Here is a 26,138-nt window from a genome sequence, read left to right on the forward strand (position 1 = left end):
TTGAATCAGCTTTAAAATTTATTGACGCCTGGTATCAGATCGGTATCGAATTATGAATCATAAACCAACTATCTCAGCCGCCCATTCCCGCCGCCACTTTCTGGCGACCAGTTCCATGGGCATTGGTTCTGTCGCGTTATCCTGGTTATTGAATCAGGAACAGTTACAGGCCAAGACTCCCGTGGTGCGGCCTGAGCTGGAGAAGAAACATTTTGACCTGAAGCTGAAGCCCACGCATCACGCTCCCAAAGCGAAAGCCATGATCTCCATGTTCATGCAGGGCGGCCCCAGTCATCTGGACATGTTCGACCCCAAGCCAATGCTGCAAAAATATGACGGCAAGAAATTCCCGGGCGATATTAAATATGACAATGCCGCCCAGGCGAGTTCCAAAGTGCTTGGCAGTCCCTGGAAATTCAGTAAGCATGGCGAATGTGGTACCGAATTATCGGAACTATTGCCCGGTTTGAGTGAAGTTGTGGACGACATCGTACTGATGCGGTCGATGCATACCGGCGTGAATAATCATGGTCAGTCGATTTATGCGATGCACAGTGGTCGGATCCTTCCCGGTCGGCCGACCTTGGGAAGCTGGCTGACTTACGGATTGGGTTGTGAATCTGAAAACCTGCCCGCGTATATCGCGATGGTGGACCCGGGCGGCGCACCTGTGCTCGGCGTAGATAACTGGACCAACGGTTGGCTGCCTTCCCTTTATCAGGGAACCGTGATTCGTCCTAAAGAGCCACGGATACTGAATCTGAATGCGCCCCCGCACCTCAGCGGAACAGCGCAGGAAAAATATCTTGATTTCCTCGGTAAACTGAATCAACGTCATCTGAATCAGCATCCGGGCGAAGACGATCTTTCTGCCCGCATCGCCAGCTATGAATTGGCAGCCAAGATGCAGACCGCGGCGACGGAAGCACTTGACCTGAGTAAAGAAACGAAAGCCACGCAAGCCATGTACGGGATTGATGTGCCCGAATCAGCCGAGTTCGGCAAACGTTGTCTGATCTCCCGCCGCTTAATTGAACGTGGCGTGCGTTTTGTGCAGATTATGACCGGGAATCAGCACTGGGATCACCACACCAGTATGCGAACTTCGCTGCCACGAACCTGTAAACGGGTGGACGTGCCTTCTGCCGGCCTGGTCAAAGACCTGAAGCAACGCGGTCTGCTGGACGAAACGCTCGTGCATTGGGGCGGCGAAATGGGACGTTTGCCTGTGATCCAGAATGACGCCGGCGTTGCGAAACAGGGCCGCGATCATAACACCTACGGCTTCAGCATGTGGCTGGCGGGCGGCGGTTTAAAATCGGGTATGACATACGGCGAGACTGATGATTTCGGTCACTATGCGGTGAAAGATAAGGTCAGCCATAGTGATTATCACGCGACCTTGATGCATCTATTCGGCCTCGATGCCGAGCGACTGACCTTCACCCGCAATGCTGCAGAGCAGACACTGATTGACGGTCAACCCTGTCGCATTGTGAATGAAATCATTGCCTGAGTTCAGTCAGTAAATGTGCCGATACATATCGATAAAAAACGCCCTGTTGAACCAGGGCGTTTTTTGTTTGACTCATCAATGTGGGTGCTGCACTATTTCGCAGGTACCACGATCATATCCAGCAGCAGAATTCGATTCGGAATGCCTACGCTTTTCACCGTGGCTTTAGAGGCGGCCGGCGGTCGGTTCGGATTGTAGTATTCCTTGCGGATTTTGCCGAAGTCGCCGCTGATTTCATTTTCCGAAACATAATACGTGGCTTTCACCAGATGCTGCATATCGCTATGGGCTTCCCCGACGATTTCCTTCAGCTGATTGAAAACACTGTGAATTCGTGTGCTGTTGTTGCCAGGTTCTTTGGAAGTAATTCCCGAGACATAAATCCGGTCACTGACTTCTGCAATCGCGACCCGACTGTAAACGGGAGAGGCTTTCATACCAGTGGGTGTTTTATAGGTGACGGTCTCCGTCGGACGAGACGCAGGTGCCTCACCCGGCAGGGCGACGATCATTTCAATTTCAATCGGTAGCGAAGAATACCATTCGACGAGTGAGATGGGATGCTTGCTATCATACGGGAAAAAACCGTCGATGACCTGACTGGCTGCTGTTGCCTCGGACATTGGAGTCAGAAAGGCTTTGATCTGGATGATATTTTCCGGTGAACCTCCCAGGTACTTGATCGTTTGAAATAGTTCTTCCATTGTCTTTTTGGTGGACTCAGCCAGGGTGTCAGCTTTGACCGCCTGACCTGAGATGTAGGCGGTGCGCCCCGCCGGTAGTAAAGCGGCACGGAAGCCGGAAACGTCATCGTTAAATATCACTGCTTTCGACAGTTTCTGATTTGAACCTGTTACCGCGACGGCATCCATGGCGACCAATACTTTGGGATCAGATAGCTTTGTCACGATAAAAGTGCACGCGGGTTGAGCTGGTAACTTTAGTTCCTTGATCAGCCGTTGCACCTCCTGGATCAGGTCTTCATGGGTGACATAGATATTCAATTTCACCAGTTGGTTCAGACTGCTGTCCACTTTTTCCAGTAGGTAATTCAAATTCTTGAGCACGAGCACACATTGATCGCTGCCACTTTCTGAAGTAATCCGACCCCCTTTAATATTTAAAGGCAGGATTTGAGATGTGTGTACCAATACATCGTCTTTGACAATCACACAGAGCGAAGTCCCTGTTTTTGACGAGGGCTTATAATAAGAGACCTCGGCAGTGACCCTGCCTGTCATTGACATCAACAATACAGCAATCAGCGAATTTGTTAAGAATTTCATGGATGGTTTCACCATTCTGAAAGGTTTGATTTTCAGTTCATTCCGAAGTGGCGCGCTTCGAAATCGGATCGTATTATTTTACGCGCCAGAATTCATCAAAGAAATTGGCATCCACGACTTTGCCCGGATATTGGCTACTCGCTGGCGTACGCAAGTCGATGATCGCCCAGTCAGGCAGCATCGGCACCTGTCGGGCATTATTCAAATAGGCATATTCGCGATAAGTAAATCCACTGTTGAGGACCACATATTTCTCGGGGTTCAACGGATTCGGGAAAATCAGAACCGGAGCATGATGATCGGCAGGATATTGCTTATCGCCTACGACAATCGAATCCTTGTTCCATTGAATCGGCAGCTTGTCCACAATCTTTTTGATGAGTTGATTACTCTGGGGATCGCCCCACAGCACCAGGTTGCTTGCAGCGATTTCTTTGTCGGTAATTTGAGAATCTTTCAAAACGCGAGCATCGCCGCGAAACTGCTGACGCCAATGCACGATGGCGTGTTGCATTTCTGACTGAACCCATTTGTCAACAGTCGGTGAAGCACACGTTCCGGAAGGGGAGACAAAAATAAAGGAATCCATGAAGGCATCGTCAATGGGGCCTTGCAGATTATGTTTTTTAACGAGTTGACCCGGTTCATAAACGGCGGGCCCCAGTTGCCAGACGGAATTTGCTCTGTGAAATGAAACATTCCAGGACCGGTCTGATTTCGGACGCGGTGCTTCGAGTTGGACGCCGTCAATTTCGACGGTGACTGGTTGCGTCATATCCAGCGGCGACTCTCCTGCTGCCATCTTCAGTGTGAATCCGGTGACATTGTTGGTTTTGACTTCAACCCGATTTCGCGAACGCAGACGAGCATCAATCTGCGCCTGTGTCCATTCTTCTTCCATCGCATCCAGTGTGACCCATGCCATCCGATTATATTTTAAAGTATAGGCCACCAGATGCACGGTGCGGGGAATACGTTGACGGCCCACGCGTGCGAGGGAATCCATTTTGTCTTCGATGACCAGTTTGGAATCAGGGTGAATCTTGTGTGCCGTGTTGGGGCCAATGATATGCACGAGATCAATGCCGACTTTTTTCAAGGCGTCTTCCATCACGTCGGCTGCCTGCTTCTGACGGTCGATTTCCCCACTGTAGGCAACGGTCGGACACTGATACAGATTGAGCGCGTAACCAGGGCAGTCATACATTTGCCACAATTTCTTTTCGTACCAGGTCGGTTTCAAGGTTTCTTTCTGAAACACATCCAGGAACAGAGGTGTTTCTGAAAAGCCGGCTCCGGGATTCGCAGCGAACCAGCGATCCGCATAATGCACGGCGAACTGCCAGCAGGCAGCGCCCCCCATTGAAAAGCCACGTACGGAGACGCGGTCGTCATCGATACGGTAATTCTGCTTTGTTGATTCCAGTGCTTCCAGTACATCAATTTCACCGGCGAACTTGAAGGCATTGGAATAGCGACCATAAGGATGCAACACGATGGTGTTGGCAGGCGTATATTGCCCGCGCGAACGTTGTTGCTGGCTGATGAAGTTGACTTCGCTCAGCCGTTCGCCTCTGCCATGAAACCAGAGGTCACATCGATACTGACTTTTTCCATCAAACGTATAGCTGTCGGGAATCACCAGGCCATAAGGTTGCACGGTCTGGTCGATTTTCGAGACATAACCGCGGACGACCAGCCCTGTCTGACGTGTCCAGGGGGCTTCCCCTTTCAGCAACTGGTCGGCCCGTTTTTGGCCCTGTTGTAACAGCTTGAGCCCGTTGCCAATTTCGCGTTCGTGAAAGAACTCCTGATAGTCGAGCGCACACCGTACGGCTCGGTGATAGATTTCGACGTCCGGGATCAATGCCTTGATTCGCGCGTCTTTGCTCTTGTTCAATTGATCCAGCGATGCCTGAAGTTTTGTCAGTCCCTGTTGCAACTCCTGTTTTTTCTCAGCAGGAACTTCAACACCGAGTGAGGGGATGCGGCGGACTTTGTCGGGAATGTTGTCAGCCGGGCCATCAGCGTGTACTAAGGCAGGGGAAAGTATCGCACACAGGGCCAACGCGATTGTAGTTTTGACAATAAATTTTCGTGGAAAAATCATAGGGGGGCTCTCGCAGGATATCGGATGATCGGGAATGTTGTAACTTCTTAAACGATCGTGACTAACATTGTTCTTACTATCATGCCGCACGGACGATGATTTGAAAACTGTTTCGGCAAAGATATTCTGCGATCGAGCAAAGAGTCCCTTTCCGCGAAAATTGGCATGGACCCTTTGACTCGTGTTTGTTAGAACAGTGCTACACCTTGCCCCGGAGTCTGGATCATTTCTTTCCTTAATGCGAGTGGAGTCAAACCATGTCTAACAAAGTCTTCTCACTCTGCCTGATTTCGGTGATTTTTCTGGGGCTTGTGACTTCTGGCTCTGCGGCAGAGGAAAAGAAAGCCGCTGCTGCGGCAAAGGTGCATACGCTCGCACTTCCCGGAATGGAATTAAAGGGAGAGGAAATTGACTATAATGTTCAGCGGGATGGTAAGCATGACATCAGCCTGCGCGGCCAATCTGCACTGAAAATAGACGAAATCGTGATCACTGCCAACTTCATTCATGTGACATACTCGAAAATTGAGAATGCGGTTCTCGACCTGAAGGGGAACGTCACCATTTTCAGCAAAGGCGACAAACTGCGGGCCAATGCGGTGGAAGCGAAGTTTGATTTTGGCGCGAAATCCCTTACGCTGAAAGGAGAAGCAGAGCAGGACGCACTTTTGATCCGGTATACTGGTTCCAAAACCACTCGTATGGAAGCTGCCGAGATTGAAATTCAATTTAAAGATCAAAATGTCGTATCGATCAAATCTCAGGGACCTGTCGCGATCTCGGAACGGAATGCGACCAAAGAAGATCAGCTCTTCAGCCCTCAATCCAGTCCGGGCGATCTATTTGGAGTTCCTCAATCTCCTCGTACGGGCTTTGAGTCTCCACCGTTTTCCAGTCCAGGAAATAATATTTTCAGTCCTTCAAGTAAGTAAAAACGGAAACAGTAAAGATCACAAGTCAGTTCTATAAGAGGATCAAATAGAGTTGCTCTATCAGTTTGGAATGGGAGATTAGTGATGTTGGCACGAAGTTTGACTGTCTTGCTTTGTTTGGCTGGAATTCAAACGTTTTGCCAGGCAACGGACCCCGCATTTGACGCGGATAAAAAGTCAAAAATCGATGCGGTCCGGTTGACAGAAACCAATACGCTTCAGTTTGGCCCCTTTTCCATGCAGGGCAAAGACCTGAGCGTTCGGGTTAAGAGTCCTGGTCAAAAAATCATCACTTTGAAACAAAATGCACGGCTTGTATGTGGCCAAACCCGTATTTCGGCAGACCGAATTGATGTTTCCTATAAAGATCCACAGGATCTGCAAATGACCTTGCAAGGGAATATTGAAATTGAAAACGAGCGGGATCAACTGCGGATGTTCGCACGAACTGCCAGTCTATTCAACAATGCGTATGGACGTGGGGTGATGCTCCTGAGCCGGGATCGTGGGCATGTCACACTACTGCGAACCAGCAAGCAGAAAACGACGCAGATCGAAGCCTCCCGGATTCAACTTTTATTTCCCGATCAACATACTCTTCAGATTTATCCCATTGATAAAGTCAGTATCAAGGTACGTCCGGCTAGATCGACTGATCTTGTAGAGATTCAGTCCTCAACCCAGAGTGAGTTTGATTTTTTTGACGGAATTTCGATTACCGATGTCCAGATCAAATCGAAAAAAAGCACAAAGAAAATTCGTCAGACAGGGGCGGAAGTAGAGAAACTGCAACTGCTTAAATAAGCTTCCGTCATGACGATCTCCACGCAACAGTTTCCAATACCGAGACCAACTTCGGCTGTTTTTCAAGCTGAAAAACGGTATTGACCCGTTTTTCGCTTTGCAATAAGCTTCCGATCCACACAAATCTCTCTCAAATCAAATCTCAATTCTCTTCAGGTTTTCTGCTTTGTCAGTTCTGACAATGTTTGATGACTCAATGCGTACTTCAGTTTAAAAACTGGACAGGCTCAGGTTGTATTGAAACCACCTGGCTGCTTGAGGATCAAATTGCGTTCGGGACTGGTCTCTGTTGAAAACAAACATTCTGAAAAGACTATTTTCTCACAAACGGGGTCGTACTGTGAAGAGCTCAGTCAATCTATTCATCGTCTTAAGCATGCTGACAGCCGGTTTTACGGGCTGTCAAAAACTGAATTTGAATCCGGAGAACTGGTTGAATCCAGCCAGTCTACGTTCGCAAAGTCCGGATGAAGACGAAACGTCTCTGACAGAAGAATTTGAGACAGAAGTGAAAGTAGAGACCCCATTCATTGGGGAATATACACAAATCACGGGGAAAAACCTGATCGCACTGCAAGGTGTGGGCTTAATCACGGGCTTAAATGGGACTGGTGGGAATCCGCCCCCTTCCGTGCACCGTGAAGCACTTCTCCGCGAGATGCGCCGCCGCAATGTCAAAAATCCGAACCATATTTTACGCAGTCCCTCCACAGCACTCGTGATTGTGAAAGCCTATCTGCCGCCTCTGATTCGTAAAGGCGAAACGTTCGACGTGGAAGTCTATCTGCCCGGAAACAGTGAAGCGACCAGCCTGGAAGGGGGCTGGTTAATGGAGTCCTATCTGGCTGAGCAGGCGATGATTCAGGGACGCGGACTTTTGAAAGGCCATATCCTGGCCAAGGCGCAGGGGCCCATTCTGATTCCGCCGATGTCGGAAGAAGATCGTAAAAAAGGGACCGCCGGAATTCTGCGACGTGGACGGATTCTGTCTGGCGGGATTTCCGTAGCCGAAGACCGCGATCTGGCACTCTACCTGCGAAACGATTTCAAGAGTATTCGTAACGCGCAACGTATTGCTAATCGAATCGGTGGCCGCTTCCATCACTTTGATAAATATGGAATTGAAGAACCACTGGCAGAAGCGAAGACTGATAAGAAAGTCGTGTTAAAGCTGAAGCCGCGCTATAAGCATAACGATTCACGCTACCTGCAGGTGGTACGAAATATTGCCTTCCGTGAGACCGATGTCGCGCAACGTGTACGGATGCAAAAGCTGACCGAGGAAATCATGATCCCCGAGAAGGCCGAACGTGCTTCGATTCAGCTGGAAGCGATCGGTAAAAAATCAATTCCGATTCTGAAAGCGGCGCTGAAAAGCCCGCTGTTGGAAGTCCGTTTTCATGCGGCTGTCGCACTGGCTTATCTGGATGACGGGTCGGGCCTTAAAGCACTGGCAGAAGCGGCCCGGGAAGAGCCGGCGTTCCGCGTCTATGCACTGGCGGCGATGTCGGCCATTGATGAGCCTGAAGCGCACATGTATTTACGCGATTTGATGAGTATGACCAGTGCCGAAACCCGCTATGGTGCATTTCGGGCGCTCTGGACTCTGGATAAAAACGATCCGTTTATTCGCGGCGAAGACATGAATGGGCAGTTCCTGCTGCATGTGCTGGAGACCGAACTGGAAACTGTCGTCGATCATGATCCGGATGCCAAAGAGGGGAACCCGAAAAATGGGGGACCGATGATTCATATCACCCACCGGAAACACCCGGAAGTGGTTCTGTTCGGTTCGAAACAGGAGTTTCGAGTGCCGATCGCCGTGCGGGCGGGAGAAGTCTTAATCACGGGTGCACCAGGGACGGAAGAAATCACTGTCAGTAAATACAAGGTTGGCGAACCGGATCAGCGGAAGCGTGTTCCTAAAAATATTGCCGTTGTGATTCGAACGGCTGTCGAGATGGGCGCCAGTTATCCTGATATTGCCCAAATGATTCTACAGGCACATCAACAGGGGAATGTTGACGGCCAGGTAGAAATTGATGCCTTACCAGAAGGGGGGCGCATGTACTATCGGCCTACCGAGGAAGATGCTTTGATGGCTCTGAAATCGGGGACGATGAAATCCAACAAGCCTAAGCGGAAGAAGGGGGCCCGTATCGGAAATCAGAATGTGGTTCCGAATATTTTCCACTCGGGCGGACCTCAAGAGAAAACGTCAAAAAAATCTAAGTATGACTTAGATGAAGATGAAAATGGTAAAGCGAGTTTAGCGGATTACCGCAAGTCAAAATCATCAGACGATGACGATGATGATAAATTTATCAAACAGACCACTTTCCAGAGCTTGTTCCGTTACTTCAAAAAATAAGCCAGTTTCGAATCCTCTTCAATTTAAGAACTGTTACTTTTGCGTTGTGATTGCCAGTTTAAAGTCAGGCTCCCACGATCTGTTTTCCCGTGTAAGGTTACGTGATGCTGAAATCATTGGAACTGTTCGGCTTTAAGAGTTTTGCCGACCGGACCATCTTTGAATTTTCGGAAGGCATTACTTGCGTTGTCGGGCCCAACGGAAGTGGTAAGAGTAATGTCGTGGACGGTATCAAATGGGTGTTGGGAGACCAGAGCCCGAAGAGCCTGCGCGGCAAAGACATGACCGATGTGATCTTCAACGGTTCGCAGGGACGCAAGCCGAACGCGTATGCTGAAGCCACGCTGACGTTTAATAACAAAGAAGGCTTTCTGGATATTGACGCCGATGAAGTGCACATCGGCCGTCGCTTGTGGAAAAACGGTGATTCCGAATACCTGCTGAACCGGAATCCGGTTCGCCTCAAAGATATTCGTGATTTGTTCATGGGAACCGGGGCGGCGACTTCGGCTTACAGTATCATCGAGCAGGGACGCGTTGATCAGATTTTACAAGCCAATGCTGCGACACGCCGCGTGGTATTTGAAGAAGCATCGGGAATCAGTCGTTATAAATCGAGAAAAGTCGACGCCGAACGGAAACTGGAGCGGGTCGGTCAGAATATTCTCAGACTGACTGATATTGTCGATGAAGTCGAAGCCCAGTTGAATTCCACGCGCAGCCAGGCTTCAAAAGCAGCGAAATACCGTGAAGCTTCGACCGAGTTGCGAAAGCTGTGGATGGGCATGGCTGCGGATGACTGGCGGCATCTCACCTCTCAGCTGTCTTCCCTGCAGGCAACCATCGGACAGTATCAGCAACGTATTGACGAGTTGAACAACGAATATCAGACGTACGAAGAAAAATTGGCAGCCATTGATTCCGAGGTTGCAGAGTTCGATGACCAGCTGCGTTCGGTTGAGAAAAAACTGGCATCGCACCGGGAAGGCATCGCCGGTAATCAGACCGCGATCGAACACCAGCTCGAACGAAAACATGAATTTGAAGCCGAGATCATTCGTTTGCGCAAGCAGCGAATTCTGATGGCGAAGCGCACATCAGAAATCCAGAAAGATCTGGAAGCAGTGGAGAATGAAAAAATCAGTTCCGAGTCTGAGTTTCAACTGCAGCGCGAAAAGCTGGAAGAAACGCATTCGCGGATTAAGCTGGTCACTGAAGAGCTGGATGCGGCAAATGCACAAATTCAAGAAAAGCAACAGCAGGTGCATGGGTTGAATAAGGAGTCACTGGCTCTGGACAATCGGTTGTTTTCGATTCAAACGCAACTGGAGACATATCATACTTCAACAGATAAGGCGAACGAAAAGCGACTGCAATTGGAAGCAAGGGTCGAAGAAGCAGAGTCTGCCCTGGCGGCATGCGAAGCACAATTCCGATTGGCGGGCGAAAAGGTAGCTACGTTTGCACAAAGTCTGTCTGATGTGGATGAAAAGCAGCAGAATTTGTTAAGCGAACAGGACCAGAAGACGCAGCTTCTGTCTGACCTGCGAGAAAAGCGGAGTGCGTATCAGGCCCGCAAAAGTGTGCTGGAAGATCTGGAACGACGCCAGGAAGGGATCAGTATCGGCGTCAAAGAAATCTTGAATCGCGCTCAGACATCAAATTATTCTCCCTGGAATACAATTATCGGGAGCGTGGCTGATCTGCTGGATGTCGATCTGGAGCAGGCAGCACTTCTGGAAGTTGCTTTAGGAATTCGTTCGCAGCTGTTAGTGATCCGTGAGTTTGATCCACTGTATCAATTTCTGAAAGAAGGCAAGTATTCGATTTCGGGACGCGTCGGTTTTATTACTCGGCCCCTCAGTCAGCCGGAAAACGAACAGACAATACCGGTTGTAAACGGTTTCTCGATGGAAGGTGAGACGACACAGCCGGAATCATTTACCACAGAACCTGACGAAGAGTCACTCGATTTGTCTGCAGAGCGAGGGGTGATTTACCGCGCTGACAAGTTAGTCAAACCGACGCCTGAAAATCAGGCACTGGCTGAACTGCTGCTGTCGGATACCTGGATCGTGGATTCGTTAGAAACTGCCGTCAATTTGTCTCGAACCAAGGGGCAACAGTGCCGTTTTGTCACACTGCAAGGAGAGCTGATTGAAGAAAATCAGTCGGTTTTTGTGGGCGCGATTGGTGGCGAGTCTGCGATTTTCACTCGTAAGAGTGAATTACGAAAACTGAAAAACGATCTGATCAGAATTGATCGGACCTTAAACGAGAACGAATCCTCGCTCGAGAAACTGGATGACCTGTTATCAACGGTGGACGAAGAACGGAGCATCTGCCAGGAGCAGATGCAGATTGCCTCCGAAGCACTTTCCACAGAGAAGGCCGCGAAGGTCGCCGCTGAGCATAAACGGGAGCAGTTAAACGAAGAATTAGCAACAGTCAGAAACGATCTGCAGGATCTGGAGTTGCACGCTCAGAAACTGCAAACCGAATCGGCAGTGGTGGCAGTGGAAAAACAGGAGACAGAAACCAGGCTGGAAGCGCTGCAGTCAGAGATTCAGCAGGACGAATCAGTATTGCTTAACAAGCAGTGCGAAGTTCAGGAGATGAAAGAACAGCAAAACGCCCGCCAGCTGGAACTGGCGACGCACGAGGAGCGTTTAACCGGCCTGACGCAGCGTTTTGGCCGTTTGAAGCTGGAATTCGAACAGCGCGAACAGCAGCAGGAAGAATCGAGTCGGCGGTATGAATTATCGCTGGAAAAGAATTCGCAAATCAAGCTGCACATCTTAAATACACGGGCAATGCTGGACGAACAGTTTTTGATTCAGGAGACATTTCTGGAGCAAGCCAGAAGTCTGGCAACCATACGTGACGAAAAACGGCAACTCAAAAAGCAGTTGAGTGCCGAAGAAGCAGCGCTACGAAAAGAACGCCGTGAACTGGGCGATAAAAAACACGAGGAAGAATTCAAAACTCGTGATATCGAGCATCAGATCAGCACATTGACTGAACGCATCGAGGAAGAGTACCAACTCTCACTGGAAGAAATTGTCTCCACGGGTGAGTCGATTTTGAAGCAATACCTTGAGGAACAGGCCGAGGCAGAGCAGGAACAGAGTGAAGCGGATGCCCAGGCGGAACTGACCGAAGAGGAAAGCGAAGCTGCTTCAGAGGATCTTTCATCCAGTTCGGAAAGCGATGTGGAGCCGGTCGAGATAGAACTGGTTGAAAACGAAGACGTGGATCAGACGGAGCCGGGTTTTAATGCCGCGCTTTATCTTGAGATTCGCCCCGAGATCGAAGCACAGGTAAATCGACTGCGACGAAAAATCAAGATGATGGGCAGCGTCAATTCGGACAGTCTGAACGACCTGGACGAACTGGAATGCCGCTTTGAATATATGAAATCGCAACTGGACGACCTGAACGAAGCGAAATCATCCCTGGAAGAAATCATTCGTCGGATCAATGCCGAGAGTAAGCGATTATTCTACGATACGTTTGAAGTGATCCGCGGCCATTTCCAGGAAATCTTCCGAAAGCTGTTTGGCGGTGGTGAAGCGGATATCATTCTGGAAGATCCCGATGATGTGCTGGAATGTGGAATTGAAATCGTGGCGCGTCCGCCCGGAAAAGAGTTGCGTGGATTAACGCTTTTAAGTGGTGGTGAAAAAACCTTAACCGCAGTGGCGCTGTTAATGTCGATCTTCCGTAGCCGTCCCAGCCCGTTCTGTATTCTGGACGAAGTTGATGCGGCCCTCGATGAAGCTAACGTTGAGCGTTATGCCGGTCTGATTGACGACTTCAAGGATACGACGCAGTTCATCATGATCACGCATAATAAGCGTTCGATGACTGTCGGAAATGTGCTGTATGGCGTTACAATGGAACAGTCGGGAGTTTCGAAACGGATGTCGGTGCGGTTTGATGACATCAGTGAAGATGGAAACTTCAAGCAATCGGCGTCTACCGATGCGACTGACAGTGCCTCCGACGCGGCTTAGTCGAAACACGTCTCCCGATCTGATGATCTTGTAGAGATGAATAAGTCCCCTACGATGTGATTGAGGTTCCGATGTCTGATTTGACTCATTTTGATGAAGAAGGCGCCAGCCGCATGGTCGATGTGGGGGGCAAAGAAATTACTGCGCGAGTGGCGGTTGCGGAATCGTTTGTCACGATGAAAGCGGAAACCCGCAAACTGATTCTAGATCGCGAGATCTCTAAAGGGGATGTGTTGGAAATTGCCCGGATCGCCGGCATCATGGCGACGAAAAAAACGTCCGACCTGATTCCACTCTGTCATCCACTCAGTATTAATAGTGTGCGTCTCGAATTTGCGTCTCTGGGTGAAACGCAAATTCGAATTGAAGCCACGGTCAAAGTCGACGGTAAGACCGGTGTGGAGATGGAAGCACTGACCGCGGTCAGTGTGGCTGCCTTGACGATGTATGATATGTGTAAAGCCGTCGATCGGGGAATGAGTCTGGGACCCACTCAGCTTGTCGAAAAATCAGGCGGGAAAAGCGGACATTATCTCAGAGAATCAGACTGATTTGAGCGTGTCAGGGCTGATTGCACCGTTCCGGTTCCGATCGAGAACCGCCGATTTGTTCGGGTAATGCCGGAAAGATGAATTTCACTTCATGAAATCATCCACGGAGGCCCTGTTTGCATTCCTATCTGCGAAGAGAATGCTTACAATGGCTCCGCATACTGATCTGAAATAAGAGGTCATATGTTCTGTGTTTTGAATAACCGACCGCCAGAAAAAACTGGAAAATCGATTCGATATTGTGGTGAGGCTGTAATGGGGGACCATCTTACGACACATGACCTGTTGGCACGTGTCGAAGAGTTAATTGGCGGTGAGCTGGAACAGGCAGAACGCGTTTTTTTGAGCGAAGTCAGCTCGAAACATCCTTATGTTCATGATGTTTTGCAGCATATCACCCGTTTTCAAGGGAAGCGGCTGCGTCCGATTCTGTTGCTGCTTTCCGCTGCAGCCACCGGGGGAATCAAAGACAGTCACTATGTGCTCGCTTCCGTTGTGGAAATGATTCATCTGGCTACGTTAGTGCATGATGATGTTCTGGATGACGCACTCATCCGCCGTCATGTGGCGACCGTGAATTCGCGCTGGAACAATGAAACCAGCGTCCTGGTCGGCGACTTTTTATTCACACACGCGTTTCATTTGAGTGCCAGTCTGGGTGATGCCCGCGCCTGTCGACTGATCGGGCGTGCCACAAATCTGGTTTGTGAAGGTGAACTGGCCCAGATTTATGAGCGGGGTAATCTGAATCTTTCCGAAGATCAGTACCTGCAGATCATTAATGGGAAAACAGCCGAACTGTGTGCCATCAGTACGGAGCTCGGAGCTCTGTATGCGGAGGCGGATGAGCAAATTGTCGAAGCCTTGGAAGACTATGGACGTGCGCTCGGCGTGGCGTTCCAGATTACCGACGATTTACTTGATCTACTCGGCGATGAAGCTCAAATGGGCAAATCATTAGGCTCGGATCTACAAAAAGAAAAACTGACTCTGCCTTTGATTCGACTGCTGGATCAAAGTAGCCCCGAGGACCAGGCTACGATTCAGGAAATCCTGTCCCAGCCGGATCAACAGACCAAATCGCGGCTCGCCCAATTTATTAAAAACAGTGATGCCATCGAGTATGCAGCGAATCGGGCACGTGACTTTGCGAAACAGGCCCGGGAATCGCTCAAATTCTGTCCCGCGTCACCGGCCAGACAGATCCTTGAGGAACTGACAGAATTTGCGATCCAGAGAACGATCTAATATGATACAGGAAGCATGCGAACACAAACCGGCATGCTGCGATCGTGGGGAGAACGGCGTCTCTTATAGAATGTTGCTACTTATCGGGTAAAAGAGGCCAAAATACATTGTTTAGCAATCCAATATTTATTCGGGAAGCGTTGACTTCACCCCGTCAGATTCGCCACTACCTGATTCGTTCCGGTTATGTGGCTGCGATCTTTATTTTGATCTTCACTGCTGGTCAGACCATTCTGGGAACTCAGCAGATCCAGACCACGACGATCGGGGAATTTGCCCGCCTGGGAAATCTGATCTTTCAGATGATTGCATTCCTGCAATTGCTGCTGGTTCTATTTTTCACACTTTTATTTTCTGCGGGCAGTATAGCTCAGGAAAAAGATCGCGGAACTTTGATTCTCCTGCTAATGACCGAGCTCAAAGACCGTGAACTGGTCAGTGGGAAAACACAGTCCAGCCTGCTGGTGGTTTATGTGTTGCTGGCGGCTTCCATTCCGGTATTTGTGTTTCTCTATCTGCTGGGAGGGATTGAATTATCCCAGATTCTCTGGATGGAACTTTTGTGCCTGATGACCGTTTTCGCAACGGGTAGCTGGGCTGGTCTAGTGGCATTCTGGCGCGAAAAAACCTTTCAGACTCTGGCGATCAGTGTGTTGGGAATGGTTGTTTTTCTGGGAGTGGTCGAGCTGATCGTGAGTCTGTTGGGAGCACACTCAGCGGTGCGGCCCTTTATTGCCGGCCTGGACCCGTTTCGTGCTTTGTATGAGATCTTGAATCCGCTCTCGCTGAATACAGGATTGCAACCGGTTTCGATCAGTGCCTGGCCTTCCCTGATCAGCCTGTTTGTGTTGGGTTTCGCTCTCAAAGCATACACGGTTTTGAGGCTGCGGGTCTGGAATCCATCTCGATCCGTTTATAAAGCGACACCTAAGGAAGAAACCGAAGAAGTTGTTACAAAGGAGCAGGCGCGCACCATCTGGACGAATCCCGTTATTTGGCGGGAAATCATGACCAAGGCCTATGGACGAAAGATCTATGTGATCAAGCTGGCTTATTTTCTGCTGGCTGGATTCACGCTCTGGGCCGCCGTCACATCGGACGCGGTGGCCGAGGGAACGTTGTATCTCGGCGTGATTCCTCCCCAGGGGTTGGCTTTTGCCGGGATTGCCTGGCTGAGTCTGGTGTTGGCAAATACACAAGCCGTGACGTCCATTACGTCAGAAAAAGACAGTAAAACGCTGGAGCTGTTATTGGTCACCGATATTTCTGCCAGAGAATTTGTACTCGGGAAATTAGGGGGAATTTTCTATAACAGTAAAGAATTGATTCTGACCCCGATCCTGATTCTGGTATATCTGATCAGTCAGGGCGTTTTTTCGACAGAAGGATTTCTATGTGCTCTGATCGGCTTTAGCGCACTGATGATTTTTTCTGTCGTATTGGGCCTGCATATGGGGCTGACTTATGACAATAGTCGTTCGGCTATTGGCGGCAGCCTGGGTACCATGTTTTTCCTGTTTATCGGGATTGGTATCTTTATGATTCTGCTGGTGCAGGCACGGTCTTCATTTGCGCTCCAGCTGCAAAGTTTTCTCGTATTTATCGTAGTAGGAAGTGCGGCCCTCCATTCGGCTTTGACGCACCGGAACCCCTCGCGGGCGCTGGCGATTTCGGCCTGGTTGCTCCCGTTTTTGACCTTCTATGCTATTACGTCGTTTTTACTGGGAGGAACTCTGGGAGTTCTGATTACGATTTTGTTTGCGTATGGGCTTCCCGTTCTTGCCATGTATATTCCGGCAGTGTCTGAATTTGATGTTGCTCTGGGAAAAACCACTTTTGATAAAGGATAGAGTGGCGCCCCCGATTCATGATGATCGCATTTATTGATTCCGTTGCAATTTGGTTTCCAGGATCACTGGCGTTATTCGCTTTGATTTGTGCTTCCGGCTTCTTTTCGGGGAGCGAGACGGCCATCTTTTATCTCTCGCGGGGAGAGCTCAGACAGTTCAGCAAAGGGAAGCCCAGCGAACAGATTGTGGCAGCACTGGCCGCGGATGCGGATCGGTTACTGACGGCTGTGTTGTTCTGGAACCTGCTGATCAATTTGTCTTATTTTGCCGTCGCCGGAGTCATTGCCAAGAAACTGGCTGATGCCGGCATGACAGCGGGAGCCGGTATTTTTACTGTCGGAAGTCTGTTGGCGATTATTCTGTTCGGCGAAGTTCTACCGAAGAGTCTGTCGATCGTTTTTCGTAAGAAAATCGCGATCATGGTGAGTTGGCCGTTAGCGGTTTCAGTGCGAATTCTGGATCCTGTCATTCCGCTGCTGCAAAATATCAGTCGGATGATGCGACGGACATTCTGGCCTCACATTCAGAAAGAATCGTATTTACATTCGGAAGATCTCGAACGGGCCGTGGATGCTTCAGGGGCCAGTGAAGAGGTGATTCGTCATGAAAGGCAGATTCTGCATAACATTCTGGACCTTTCTGAAATGCTGGTGGAAGAGGCAATGCGTCCCCGGGGCACCTACCTCACATTTAATATGCCTTTAAAGCTGGAAGACCTGACAAAAATTACGCCGAATACCGACTACATTATCTTGCGTAAACGCGAGAACGATTCAGATGAAATCGATCGGATTATTTCGCTGACAGAATTATCTTCGTTTACCGAAAAAACGTTGAATCAAAAATCGAAACGGGTAATTCATGTTCCCTGGTGTGCGAATCTGTCTGATGTTTTTTCCCGGTTTCAGACGGAAGAATGTCAGTTTGCTTCCGTGGTGGATGAATATGGTGAAACGATCGGTATTGTCTCGCACGATGATATCATAGATACCATCCTTTCACCCGAACCAAGCCGGGCCAAACGGATCTTGAGACGGGAACCGGTTCGCGAAGTAGAGCCCGGCGTCTATCATGTCGAAGGGATCACAACGCTCCGCTATCTGTGCCGAAAGCTACAGCAGGATTATGAAGTCGCGGATGACGGTTTATTAACGGTCGCCGGAATGTTCCATGAAAAGCTGGAACACATTCCAGAAGTGGGAGACGTCTGCGACTGGCAAGGATTTCAGTTGAAGGTCATTGAGGTCCGCAAGCTGGGGCATTTGATTGCAGAGCTTCGCAAAATGGAGCCGCCCAACGAAGCTCCTGCCGATGAAGTGTGATGCAAAACGGATCAGTTATAAGACTGGATCAGCTATCTGCGTCGCTGTGAGAGCAGGGTGTTAAACAGGCTTTCAGCCGTTTCGAACACTTTGACATTCGCGGCAATCTGGTGCTTGAGCAGTGGTAGTTCTGCGATGCCGCTGTCGATGAGGGGGCTGCTTTCTCCGGTTTCGCTTTCAATTCCGTACGAGACATTCTCTGCAATCTCTGCGACACGTTGACTGGTACGGTCGATGCTGTAGAGCGCCGTATTCATTGCAGAAGTGACAGAAGAAATTGCCATCAGAGGCTCCGAAGTCTGAATCGTTTGAGTGATGTGAAACGGAATCAGGCAGGCTGCAGGGAGGTAGATTCAACGAATGATTACTATCCCTCATATCTATATACCATATCATCGGAACTCTGGTCGGCAGGAATCAGAGCGGGGCGCCGCACAAACCGGCAGATGCGAAAATACTCCAGACCATGGCGATTATGCCGGTTATAAGACGTGTCGCGATCAAGGCGAATTTACTTTTTCCACATCCCGGACATCAGGTAAAAGGCGATGATGGGCACGGCCAGTGTGGTCAGCATGAAATGCCAGGGCCACGTCTGTGGGAAAACAAAGTTTTTCAGGAGAAACTGGTCGATTAAGATCGCACCGCAAAATGCCCAGCCGCTGAAGATGAATGCGAGTTGTTTTTTCTCTTTGAGTTCTTCGGGAGAAAGCTGGGCAGGGCCACGGGCTGGTTTCTTTTTTTCGACCTTTTTAGCAGGTTTGGCCTCTTTTTTCGATTTGGTTTTTGTGGCAGCTTCTTCTGCAGGAACTTCTTCTTCCACCTCTTCTGCAGCAGAGTAAAATTGTTTGATGCCCGTATTAATGGAACGGGGCATCGCCAGTACCCAGCGGGAGGGAACCTGGTAGCGCATCCGCAGGTCATCTTCCAGGTCATGGGTCGGTTGATCCGCACAGGCAACCAGCAGAACATTGTCATCGATGAAGAGGGGCAGAATTGTATTCCGTTTGGCCACGTGTTCCGGAAGCTGAAGCAGGATGCTGGTGTCGGGTACCGTTTCTTCCAGATCGATATAAGGCATTCCCTGCGAACGGGCCATTGCCTGGGTCGCGATTTCAGGATTGACGAACCGCATCTGGACGGCGGCATCTCTCGTGGATAATCCCCGTTGGTTTGCAAACTGCTTCAATTCCGCAGCCTGGTCTTTTGTGATATGGCCTTGTTCTACCAGGATTTGTTCGATCGATTGCGGGCCGGTCTGTTCATCCTCGTCGAACTCTCGTCCCAGGCTTTCGTCGTATTCTCGTTTACGCTCCGGGTCGGTTAAACAAAGCATGGCCTTTGCCAGTTCGTTTAACAGTTCCTGTGACTCATTTGAGTATTTTCCGGAGGCGTACTTTCGAACGTGCCCATTTAATTTTTTATAATGAGCGCGAATCTTTTCTTCATCGTCTTCGAATTTGACCAATCGCAGTAAGTCATAATGATGAGGAGGACGATCTCCTTCCGGAATTCCCAGCCAATCCTTGTAGACATCTATTGCCACCTCAGAGGACTCCTTGCTCTTAGATCAAAAACGAAGTGTACGATATCAATTTTAACTTATCCAATCACGGACATTCAGAGAGAGCAGAATTTGACGTGTAGGCTCTGAACTGAAGAGAACCATCACTCGACCACGTAGTCCTTCGCCAGAACTTCGAAGCGGTCGATACCTTCCGTATCCAGACCAGAATCACGGACGATCTCAGTTGCTGATTCGTTATTGCCCGTCAATTCCCGTGCGGAAGCATGAATTCGACCGTTGGCATCATAACGATAGGTGACTTCGACAGGCGATCCTTTTGGCAGATTGGCAGGCAGGTTCAAAATCCGGAAATCGCCGATGGTAGAACAGGCATCAGGATCACTGGCCTCTCCTTCCAGGATGACCACATGAATCCGCTGCTGATTGTCTGAGGTTGTCACAAATTTCTGACTGACACTCGCGGGAATCTCTGTATTGCGCTTGATCATAATATGATTGATCTTGCGGGTGCGATCATTGGGATCGGTGATTTTTACCCCCAGAGAGTGCGAGTTCACGTCAGCTGTGTTGACGCTACGCAATCGCTTGATGACGGCTTGCGCCATTCGGCTTTCACCACCCGTTGCCCGGGCTTCCAGAATCGCCGCATGAATCGCCGCTCCCTGTGCGACTGCTTCTTCGGGATTCATCGTACGAGATGGTTCGCTGCCACAGACTTTTTTCAACATTTCTTCGACTACAGGCATCAATGTCGAACCACCGACCAGCACGACATCGTCGAGCTGACCTTTTTCCACGCCCGCCTGTTGCATTACCAGTTCGGTCGTGTCACGGGTTCGTTGCAGCAAATCGGCTGTCATGCGTTCGAAATCGCCACGTGTGAGGGCAACTGTTAAGGTATTCCCTTTATGGTAAATGGAGACGGGAGTCTGTGCTTTCTGACTCAACTCGCGTTTGGCGTCTTCACACTCCTGCACACAGGTCCGCATGGCGACGGGATCTTCGCGCGGGTCACTGCCAAATTTCTTTTTAAACTGTTCTGCGACGTGGTCGACGATACGTTGACTCCAGTCGAGTCCCCCCAGCATGACATCACCGTCAGTCGCGAGCACGCGGAACTGGGTCGGCGAATAACGGACAATGGTCACATCAAACGTACCACCACCGAGGTCGTAAACCAGAATCGTGCGTTCGCCATTCGGCATCGCATCGGGATTACCTAATTCGTCCCGCTTCCAGGCATAAGCCAGTGTCGCTGCCGTTGGTTCGTTGATGATATCGATCACATTCAAACCGGCAATCCGGCCGGCGTCCTGAGTCGCTTTACGCCGAACATCATTGAAGTAGTAAGGGACCGTAATTACCGCATTCGCGATCGTGCCAATTTCTTTTTCTGCATCCTGCTTCATCTTTTTGAGAATCAGAGCAGAAAGAAATTCGGCGGTCAGTTTCTTTTCCTGATAGACCACATAAAAATGATCATCGCCCATATGTCGTTTGACGGCTTCAACGATACGGGTGGGATCGTCTTCAATGGCGGTTCGTTCAAACGAAGGGCCCACCACCACCCGGCCTTCTTCACCCAGTAAAACAACGGAAGGAGTAATCGAACGCCCGTCGGTATTCTTCAAAGAGATGGGCTGACCATCAGTGTCAAGTTGTGCGATTGCTGAGTAGGTTGTTCCTAAATCAATGCCAACAGTATGACCTTCAACAAACTTCATAGTGCTACCTTAATTTCGTTATTCAATCAGGTTCATCATGGAACAGGACGTATGAGTGGAATTTTGAGAAATGGGAAACAGACCAGGGGAAATCGCTGCTTGTTTCTTCACTCTCAGATCTCGAGATTTGTATTACCAGTTTCGTATATGCTGACTCAATCCACCTATTCTGCCACTGTTATGATGGGGAATCAAGGACTTGATTGGTGGGAAAACAAAAACTGGCAAAGTCTTAATGAAATGAAATTCTCTTCTATGGGCAAAATTTCAGTGCTGCCCCAAGCTGTATAATTGGCAGATTCAGCTTAATCTGACTAATGAAATTATATCGAGTTTGGATGCAAAGTACACTCTATTGTGCGAATTCAAGTTCGTGTTGTTCCACTCCTTTGATGGGAAACCCCGTCTACCCGCGAAAGTGGAATTCGCGTGAGGGTTGGCTCGCAGAGAGGTTCGCTCTACAATCTAGTTCAATATCAGGTATTCATTCCTGAAGTGCTCATGCTGTTGTGCTTGAGTCAGCTTCTGTGAAAGGAGTCTGCCTGAGAGTGAAAAATGCGTTTTTTAAGTAGAAAAACGTTAAAAACAACCCCCGCGATTCCCAATACGGAAATGATCTCAGGATGAACGAGCCGTCCCCTTCTTTGGATTCCCAGCAGGCCATCGAAATCGCCCGCTCAGCTGTCACGGAAAAACAACTTTCTGACTCTGCTTTCACCAATTTGCAGCGCTGGCTTACTGAACCTCAGTACGCTCCTTACCAGGCCGCGCTGTTACAGTTGATTGAAGACAGAGATTTCGGGACGTTGGATACTTATTTTTGGGAAGTGATTCCCTTCGGAACGGGGGGCCGACGTGGCTTAATGAGCGATCTGGGTTCCGCCACAATCAACGAACGAACGATTGCAGAATCGGCTCATGGACTGGCTGCCTATTATAAAAAAGCCTCCGGCAACGAGACCGGAAAAGCAGCTATCGCCCACGATTCACGAATCAATTCAAATCGCTTTGCCCGCATCGCTGCGAGTGTCATTGCCGCCCATGGATTGACGGTTTATTTTTACAAAACATCACGTTCCACGCCGGAACTTTCTTTCGCAGTCAGGCATCTTGGCTGTGATGTTGGTGCGATGATCACGGCTTCCCATAACCCCCCCTCGGATAACGGTTTTAAGGCATATTGGTCTACCGGAGGCCAGGTGCTCCCGCCACACGATCAGGGCATTATTGATGAAGTGTATCAGGCGACTGATGTTCCGATGCTGGACTTCGATCAGGCAGTCGAGCAGGGACTGATCAAGTATATTGACGAAGATGTTGCCAGTGAATATCGCAGTTCGGTCATCGCACAAAGCCATTCCACTAACCGCGATCTGAATGGGCTGTTTTCGCCCCTCCATGGGGTCGGAGAAACATCGGTATTTCATGTTTTACAGCAGGTGGGTTTTGACGGCGTCAAGCGGTTTGAGCCTCAGTGTGAACAGAACGGGAATTTTCCCAATGTGCCCGATCAACTTCCTAACCCGGAACGGACAGAAGTCTACCAGCCGGCGATTGCACTGGGCAACGAGACCGGTGCCGAGATTATCCTGGCCAGTGATCCGGATGCAGACCGCCTGGGGGTCTGTGCCCGCAACGAGGCAGGGGACTTTGTGCATCTCACGGGAAATCAGGTCGGTGCTTTGCTGGCTGATTATGTGCTCCAAAAGCGTCACACAGCAGGCACATTGACGCCGGATCATTTTGTGGTCGAGACGATTGTCACAACTCCCTTAATCGCAGCCGTCTCGCGTGCGGCAAATGTGCGGATCATTAATAATCTGCTGGTCGGATTTAAGTACATCGCAGAAACGATGGATGAAGAAGGCCCTTGCAAATTTGTGTTTGGTACAGAAGAATCTCTGGGCTATCTGGCGGGCGAATACTGCCGTGACAAAGATGCCGCCATCGCAGCACTTTGGATCTGTGAACTGGCGGCAGAGCTGAAAAGTGAGGGGAAAACACTCCTGAATCGTCTGGATGAGCTGTATATCGAGCATGGGTATCATCTGGAAGGGCAAATATCCAAAACCTGTAAGGGGTCTTCAGGAAATGAACAGATCAAGCAATTGATGAAAGCATTTCGCCAGACACCCCCTCAAAAAATGGGAAATCTTACATTTACGCTGGTCAGGGACTATCAAAACCTTGAAATTCGCGCATTACCCGAAAATAGCCCGTCCGAGACCTTTTCTAAACCTCAGGGAAATGTTCTGATGTTTGAAGCACAGGCAGAGGGTTCGCCTCTGACTGTACAGCTGGGAGTGCGACCTTCAGGTACGGAGCCCAAGATCAAGTTCTATTACTTTGCCCAGGCAGGAGTGACGGATCCCGCTCAACTGGCAGAAACTAAAAGTGGGGTGCTGACGACGATTGAAGGCTTTAAACAGGCTTTGATGGACTGGATTGATCAAACCCTCGAAACCAGTTAATTTCGCTTCTCAATCAAAACCCGTGCAAAAAATTCGACGGAATCAAGAATCTTTCGATTGTGTCGTGTCGGTACGGACCTACAATTATAAACATGATTAACATAAATTCTGTGACAAGGGAATTCGTCACATATTCCTCACAGAAATGAACTTCACATGAAAGCAGCAAACGAATCTGCCAGACCGCGAGTAAAGCAGTCTTTCCTTTGTCTGCTCCCACCTAGCACTATATCATCAGTGATTTTAATTGAATCAAATTTAATCAGTTTTCAGGCAACATCATGACGAAACAGCGTATCGGGATTTGGATCATCGGAGCATGGGGTGGCGTTTCAACGACAGCCGCTATCGGACTGTTATCGCTTCAGAAAGGGCTCACGGGGACCAGCGGACTCGTTTCAGAACATCCTTATTTTGAAAAGCTGGATCTGGTGGGCTGGGATCAAGTTGTTATCGGCGGACATGAAATCCGCGAGACTTCGTTTGTAGAAGCCGCCAAACATTTCAGCGAAACCTCGGGTGTCTTTCATCCGGCTCTACTACAGGCAGTGGAGCCGGAACTCAACGAGTTCGATAAAAATGTGAAGCCGGGAACACTGATTCATGTCGGCGATACGATTCGTTCGTTGGCCGGTGATTCCGTCAAGCAGTATGACCAGGAATCTCTGCAGGATACGCTGGCACGGCTTTCCGCAGACATGACCGAATTCCAGAAGCAGCATGATCTGGCACATGTAGTCGTGGTCAATCTGGCCTCAACCGAACCACCGGTCGAAGAATCTGCCAAAGCACTGTCACTGGCTGAGTTGAAAGAACAACTCGCTTCGGCAGAGACATCGCCGGTTCCCGCCAGTGCCTTGTATGCGATCGCTGCCATGAATGCCGGCTGCTCGCACTTGAACTTCACTCCTTCCGCAGGGACAGACCTGCCAGCGTTGATTGAGCTGGCGGAAGAGAAACAGATCTTACACGGCGGCCGCGACGGCAAAACCGGCGAAACATTGATGAAGAGTGTGCTTGCCCCCATGTTTGCTCACCGAAATTTGAATGTGATGAGCTGGGTCGGACATAACATTTTCGGGAACCTGGACGGGAAAGTCCTCGATGATCCAGTCAATAAATCCAACAAGGTGCATTCCAAAGATCATCTGTTGACGGAAATTCTCGGTTATAAACCACAGACTCTGGTCTCCATTGAATATATTGAATCGATGGGCGATTGGAAAACGGCCTGGGATCACATTCACTTCAAAGGGTTTCTGGATACAAAAATGTCGCTGCAGTTTACCTGGCAGGGAACGGATTCAGTTCTGGCGGCACCACTGGTGCTCGATATGGTTCGTTTCACAGAGCGGGAATGGCGTCGTGGCAATCGCAGTGGCGTGATGACGCATTTGAGCTCGTTCTTCAAGAGCCCGATGCAGGCAACCACGCCCGAATTTGAGCGTCAGTATCAGCAGCTTGAGGAATGGGCCAACACCGTCTCTGAGGAATAGAATCAACGTCAACATGAAGAAGTGTCTGGCTTACTTTCAATTGATGCGTCTGCCTGCTGTCTTTACAGCGATGTCAGATATCATTCTCGGCTTTTTGCTGACACACGGTTCGTTCAATCCACCGGTCTCATTTGCATTACTGTTGGTCGCCTCTGCCGGTCTGTATCTTTCAGGCATGGTGTTCAATGATGTATTCGACCGGAAAGTCGATGCGGAAGAACGTCCTTCGCGGCCCATTCCTTCCGGACGCATCTCGACTCAAAAAGCAGCTGCCTTAGGTGGCTTACTGATGCTGGCAGGCGTTGGTGCCGCGCAGACGGTTGGTAAACAGAGCCTGATTGTCGCTGGTCTGCTGGTCGTGGCCATACTCGGTTATGACACGATTCTGAAAAAAACGTTTCTGGGCCCGGTGATGATGGGCATCTGTCGTTTTCTGAACGTGATGCTGGGGGCGAGTGCTGTCGCACGCGAAATCAATCTGTGGGTCAAACCACAACTCCGCATCGCCGCCGCTCTCGGTCTGTTTATTTTGGGACTCACCTGGTTCGCGCGGATGGAAGCCAAACAGAGTCATCGGGGACATTTAATTGGTGGTATGCTGGTGATCAATGCAGGGCTCGGTGCACTGGTCTGGATGTTGGCGACTTATCCCTGGCCTCAACAGATTAATCTGACGATGGTGTTGGCAGCGATCGGCGTGGTGATACTGACGATCAATCGGCGTCTGGTTCAGGCCGTTTTGAATCCGGTGCCGCAAAATGTTCAGATCGCGGTCAAAACCATGCTCACTTCTTACGTGATGCTAAACGCGATCCTGGTCTTTGTCTGGACCGCGAACCCGCAGTATGCCATTATCACTGCAGCGTTACTGCTTCCGACAATTCTACTCTCCCGCTGGATGTCGGTCACCTGA

17 protein-coding genes are annotated in these 26,138 nt (G+C 49.7%); 12 read left to right on the plus strand and 5 right to left on the minus strand.

Going from position 1 to position 26,138, the window contains the following annotated elements; translation table 11 throughout:
- The first annotated feature begins 52 nt into the window (after positions 1-52).
- Positions 53-1,516, plus strand: coding sequence for a DUF1501 domain-containing protein (locus Enr17x_RS04460; protein ID WP_145306283.1), 1,464 nt, complete (start codon positions 53-55; stop codon positions 1,514-1,516).
- 92 nt (positions 1,517-1,608) lie between these two features.
- On the opposite strand, the gene Enr17x_RS04465 is transcribed toward Enr17x_RS04460, so the two are convergent.
- Together Enr17x_RS04465 and Enr17x_RS04470 are read right to left on the minus strand one after the other, a co-directional pair.
- Entirely contained in the window at positions 1,609-2,802 is a 1,194-nt protein-coding gene (locus Enr17x_RS04465) for a RidA family protein (RefSeq protein ID WP_198000966.1), read from the minus strand.
- 73 nt (positions 2,803-2,875) lie between these two features.
- Complete coding sequence (locus Enr17x_RS04470) at positions 2,876-4,912, minus strand: prolyl oligopeptidase family serine peptidase (protein WP_198000967.1); 2,037 nt, start codon at positions 4,910-4,912, stop codon at positions 2,876-2,878.
- Between the two features lie 257 nt (positions 4,913-5,169).
- Here Enr17x_RS04470 and Enr17x_RS04475 point away from each other — a divergent pair, with 257 nt between their 5' ends.
- From Enr17x_RS04475 to Enr17x_RS04510, 8 genes are all read left to right on the plus strand, one after another.
- Positions 5,170-5,844 (plus strand): hypothetical protein, encoded by a 675-nt coding sequence (locus tag Enr17x_RS04475; protein ID WP_145306287.1) that lies wholly within the window; start codon positions 5,170-5,172, stop codon positions 5,842-5,844.
- A gap of 84 nt (positions 5,845-5,928) precedes the next feature.
- The gene (locus Enr17x_RS04480; protein WP_145306289.1) at positions 5,929-6,648 is read left to right on the plus strand and encodes a hypothetical protein; all 720 of its coding nucleotides are present in this window, start codon (positions 5,929-5,931) and stop codon (positions 6,646-6,648) included.
- A 340-nt stretch (positions 6,649-6,988) separates the two neighbouring features.
- Positions 6,989-9,019: a flagellar basal body P-ring protein FlgI gene (locus Enr17x_RS04485; protein ID WP_145306291.1), complete on the plus strand. Its 2,031-nt coding sequence runs from the start codon at positions 6,989-6,991 to the stop codon at positions 9,017-9,019.
- 104 nt (positions 9,020-9,123) lie between these two features.
- A complete protein-coding gene (gene smc / locus Enr17x_RS04490) occupies positions 9,124-13,035 on the plus strand; it encodes a chromosome segregation protein SMC (protein ID WP_145306293.1) in 3,912 nt (1,303 codons plus the stop codon).
- Positions 13,036-13,106: 71 nt separating this feature from the next.
- Positions 13,107-13,586 (plus strand): cyclic pyranopterin monophosphate synthase MoaC, encoded by a 480-nt coding sequence (gene moaC, locus Enr17x_RS04495; RefSeq protein WP_145306296.1) that lies wholly within the window; start codon positions 13,107-13,109, stop codon positions 13,584-13,586.
- A 255-nt stretch (positions 13,587-13,841) separates the two neighbouring features.
- Complete coding sequence (locus tag Enr17x_RS04500; protein ID WP_145306298.1) at positions 13,842-14,834, plus strand: polyprenyl synthetase family protein; 993 nt, start codon at positions 13,842-13,844, stop codon at positions 14,832-14,834.
- Between the two features lie 107 nt (positions 14,835-14,941).
- Positions 14,942-16,684, plus strand: coding sequence for an ABC transporter permease subunit (locus Enr17x_RS04505; protein ID WP_145306300.1), 1,743 nt, complete (start codon positions 14,942-14,944; stop codon positions 16,682-16,684).
- 17 nt (positions 16,685-16,701) lie between these two features.
- Complete coding sequence (locus Enr17x_RS04510) at positions 16,702-18,006, plus strand: CNNM domain-containing protein (protein ID WP_145306302.1); 1,305 nt, start codon at positions 16,702-16,704, stop codon at positions 18,004-18,006.
- A gap of 32 nt (positions 18,007-18,038) precedes the next feature.
- On the opposite strand, the gene Enr17x_RS04515 is transcribed toward Enr17x_RS04510, so the two are convergent.
- From Enr17x_RS04515 to Enr17x_RS04525, 3 genes are all read right to left on the minus strand, one after another.
- Positions 18,039-18,290, minus strand: coding sequence for a hypothetical protein (locus Enr17x_RS04515; RefSeq protein WP_145306304.1), 252 nt, complete (start codon positions 18,288-18,290; stop codon positions 18,039-18,041).
- Between the two features lie 227 nt (positions 18,291-18,517).
- Positions 18,518-19,552 (minus strand): GspE/PulE/PilB domain-containing protein, encoded by a 1,035-nt coding sequence (locus tag Enr17x_RS04520; RefSeq protein WP_145306306.1) that lies wholly within the window; start codon positions 19,550-19,552, stop codon positions 18,518-18,520.
- 122 nt (positions 19,553-19,674) lie between these two features.
- A complete protein-coding gene (locus tag Enr17x_RS04525) occupies positions 19,675-21,258 on the minus strand; it encodes an Hsp70 family protein (protein ID WP_145306307.1) in 1,584 nt (527 codons plus the stop codon).
- 623 nt (positions 21,259-21,881) lie between these two features.
- On the opposite strand from Enr17x_RS04525, the gene Enr17x_RS04530 reads away from it, so the two are divergent.
- The 3 genes from Enr17x_RS04530 (at position 21,882) to Enr17x_RS04540 (ending at position 26,138) form a co-directional block, all read left to right on the plus strand.
- A complete protein-coding gene (locus Enr17x_RS04530) occupies positions 21,882-23,729 on the plus strand; it encodes a phospho-sugar mutase (protein WP_145306309.1) in 1,848 nt (615 codons plus the stop codon).
- A gap of 281 nt (positions 23,730-24,010) precedes the next feature.
- Positions 24,011-25,225, plus strand: coding sequence for an inositol-3-phosphate synthase (locus Enr17x_RS04535; RefSeq protein WP_145306311.1), 1,215 nt, complete (start codon positions 24,011-24,013; stop codon positions 25,223-25,225).
- 13 nt (positions 25,226-25,238) lie between these two features.
- Entirely contained in the window at positions 25,239-26,138 is a 900-nt protein-coding gene (locus Enr17x_RS04540) for a UbiA family prenyltransferase (RefSeq protein ID WP_145306313.1), read from the plus strand.

Source organism: Gimesia fumaroli, assembly GCF_007754425.1.
GTDB lineage: Bacteria > Planctomycetota > Planctomycetia > Planctomycetales > Planctomycetaceae > Gimesia > Gimesia fumaroli.

What these genes read in the sequence shown, in the direction of transcription:
- Enr17x_RS04460 (WP_145306283.1), top strand. Translation starts at nt 53, where the DNA reads ATGAATCATAAACCAACTATCTCAGCCGCCCATTCCCGCCGCCACTTT.
- Enr17x_RS04465 (WP_198000966.1), bottom strand. Translation starts at nt 2,802, where the DNA reads ATGAAATTCTTAACAAATTCGCTGATTGCTGTATTGTTGATGTCAATG.
- Enr17x_RS04470 (WP_198000967.1), bottom strand. Translation starts at nt 4,912, where the DNA reads ATGATTTTTCCACGAAAATTTATTGTCAAAACTACAATCGCGTTGGCC.
- Enr17x_RS04475 (WP_145306287.1), top strand. Translation starts at nt 5,170, where the DNA reads ATGTCTAACAAAGTCTTCTCACTCTGCCTGATTTCGGTGATTTTTCTG.
- Enr17x_RS04480 (WP_145306289.1), top strand. Translation starts at nt 5,929, where the DNA reads ATGTTGGCACGAAGTTTGACTGTCTTGCTTTGTTTGGCTGGAATTCAA.
- smc (WP_145306293.1), top strand. Translation starts at nt 9,124, where the DNA reads ATGCTGAAATCATTGGAACTGTTCGGCTTTAAGAGTTTTGCCGACCGG.
- moaC (WP_145306296.1), top strand. Translation starts at nt 13,107, where the DNA reads ATGTCTGATTTGACTCATTTTGATGAAGAAGGCGCCAGCCGCATGGTC.
- Enr17x_RS04500 (WP_145306298.1), top strand. Translation starts at nt 13,842, where the DNA reads ATGGGGGACCATCTTACGACACATGACCTGTTGGCACGTGTCGAAGAG.
- Enr17x_RS04510 (WP_145306302.1), top strand. Translation starts at nt 16,702, where the DNA reads ATGATGATCGCATTTATTGATTCCGTTGCAATTTGGTTTCCAGGATCA.
- Enr17x_RS04515 (WP_145306304.1), bottom strand. Translation starts at nt 18,290, where the DNA reads ATGGCAATTTCTTCTGTCACTTCTGCAATGAATACGGCGCTCTACAGC.
- Enr17x_RS04525 (WP_145306307.1), bottom strand. Translation starts at nt 21,258, where the DNA reads ATGAAGTTTGTTGAAGGTCATACTGTTGGCATTGATTTAGGAACAACC.
- Enr17x_RS04530 (WP_145306309.1), top strand. Translation starts at nt 21,882, where the DNA reads ATGAACGAGCCGTCCCCTTCTTTGGATTCCCAGCAGGCCATCGAAATC.
- Enr17x_RS04535 (WP_145306311.1), top strand. Translation starts at nt 24,011, where the DNA reads ATGACGAAACAGCGTATCGGGATTTGGATCATCGGAGCATGGGGTGGC.
- Enr17x_RS04540 (WP_145306313.1), top strand. Translation starts at nt 25,239, where the DNA reads ATGAAGAAGTGTCTGGCTTACTTTCAATTGATGCGTCTGCCTGCTGTC.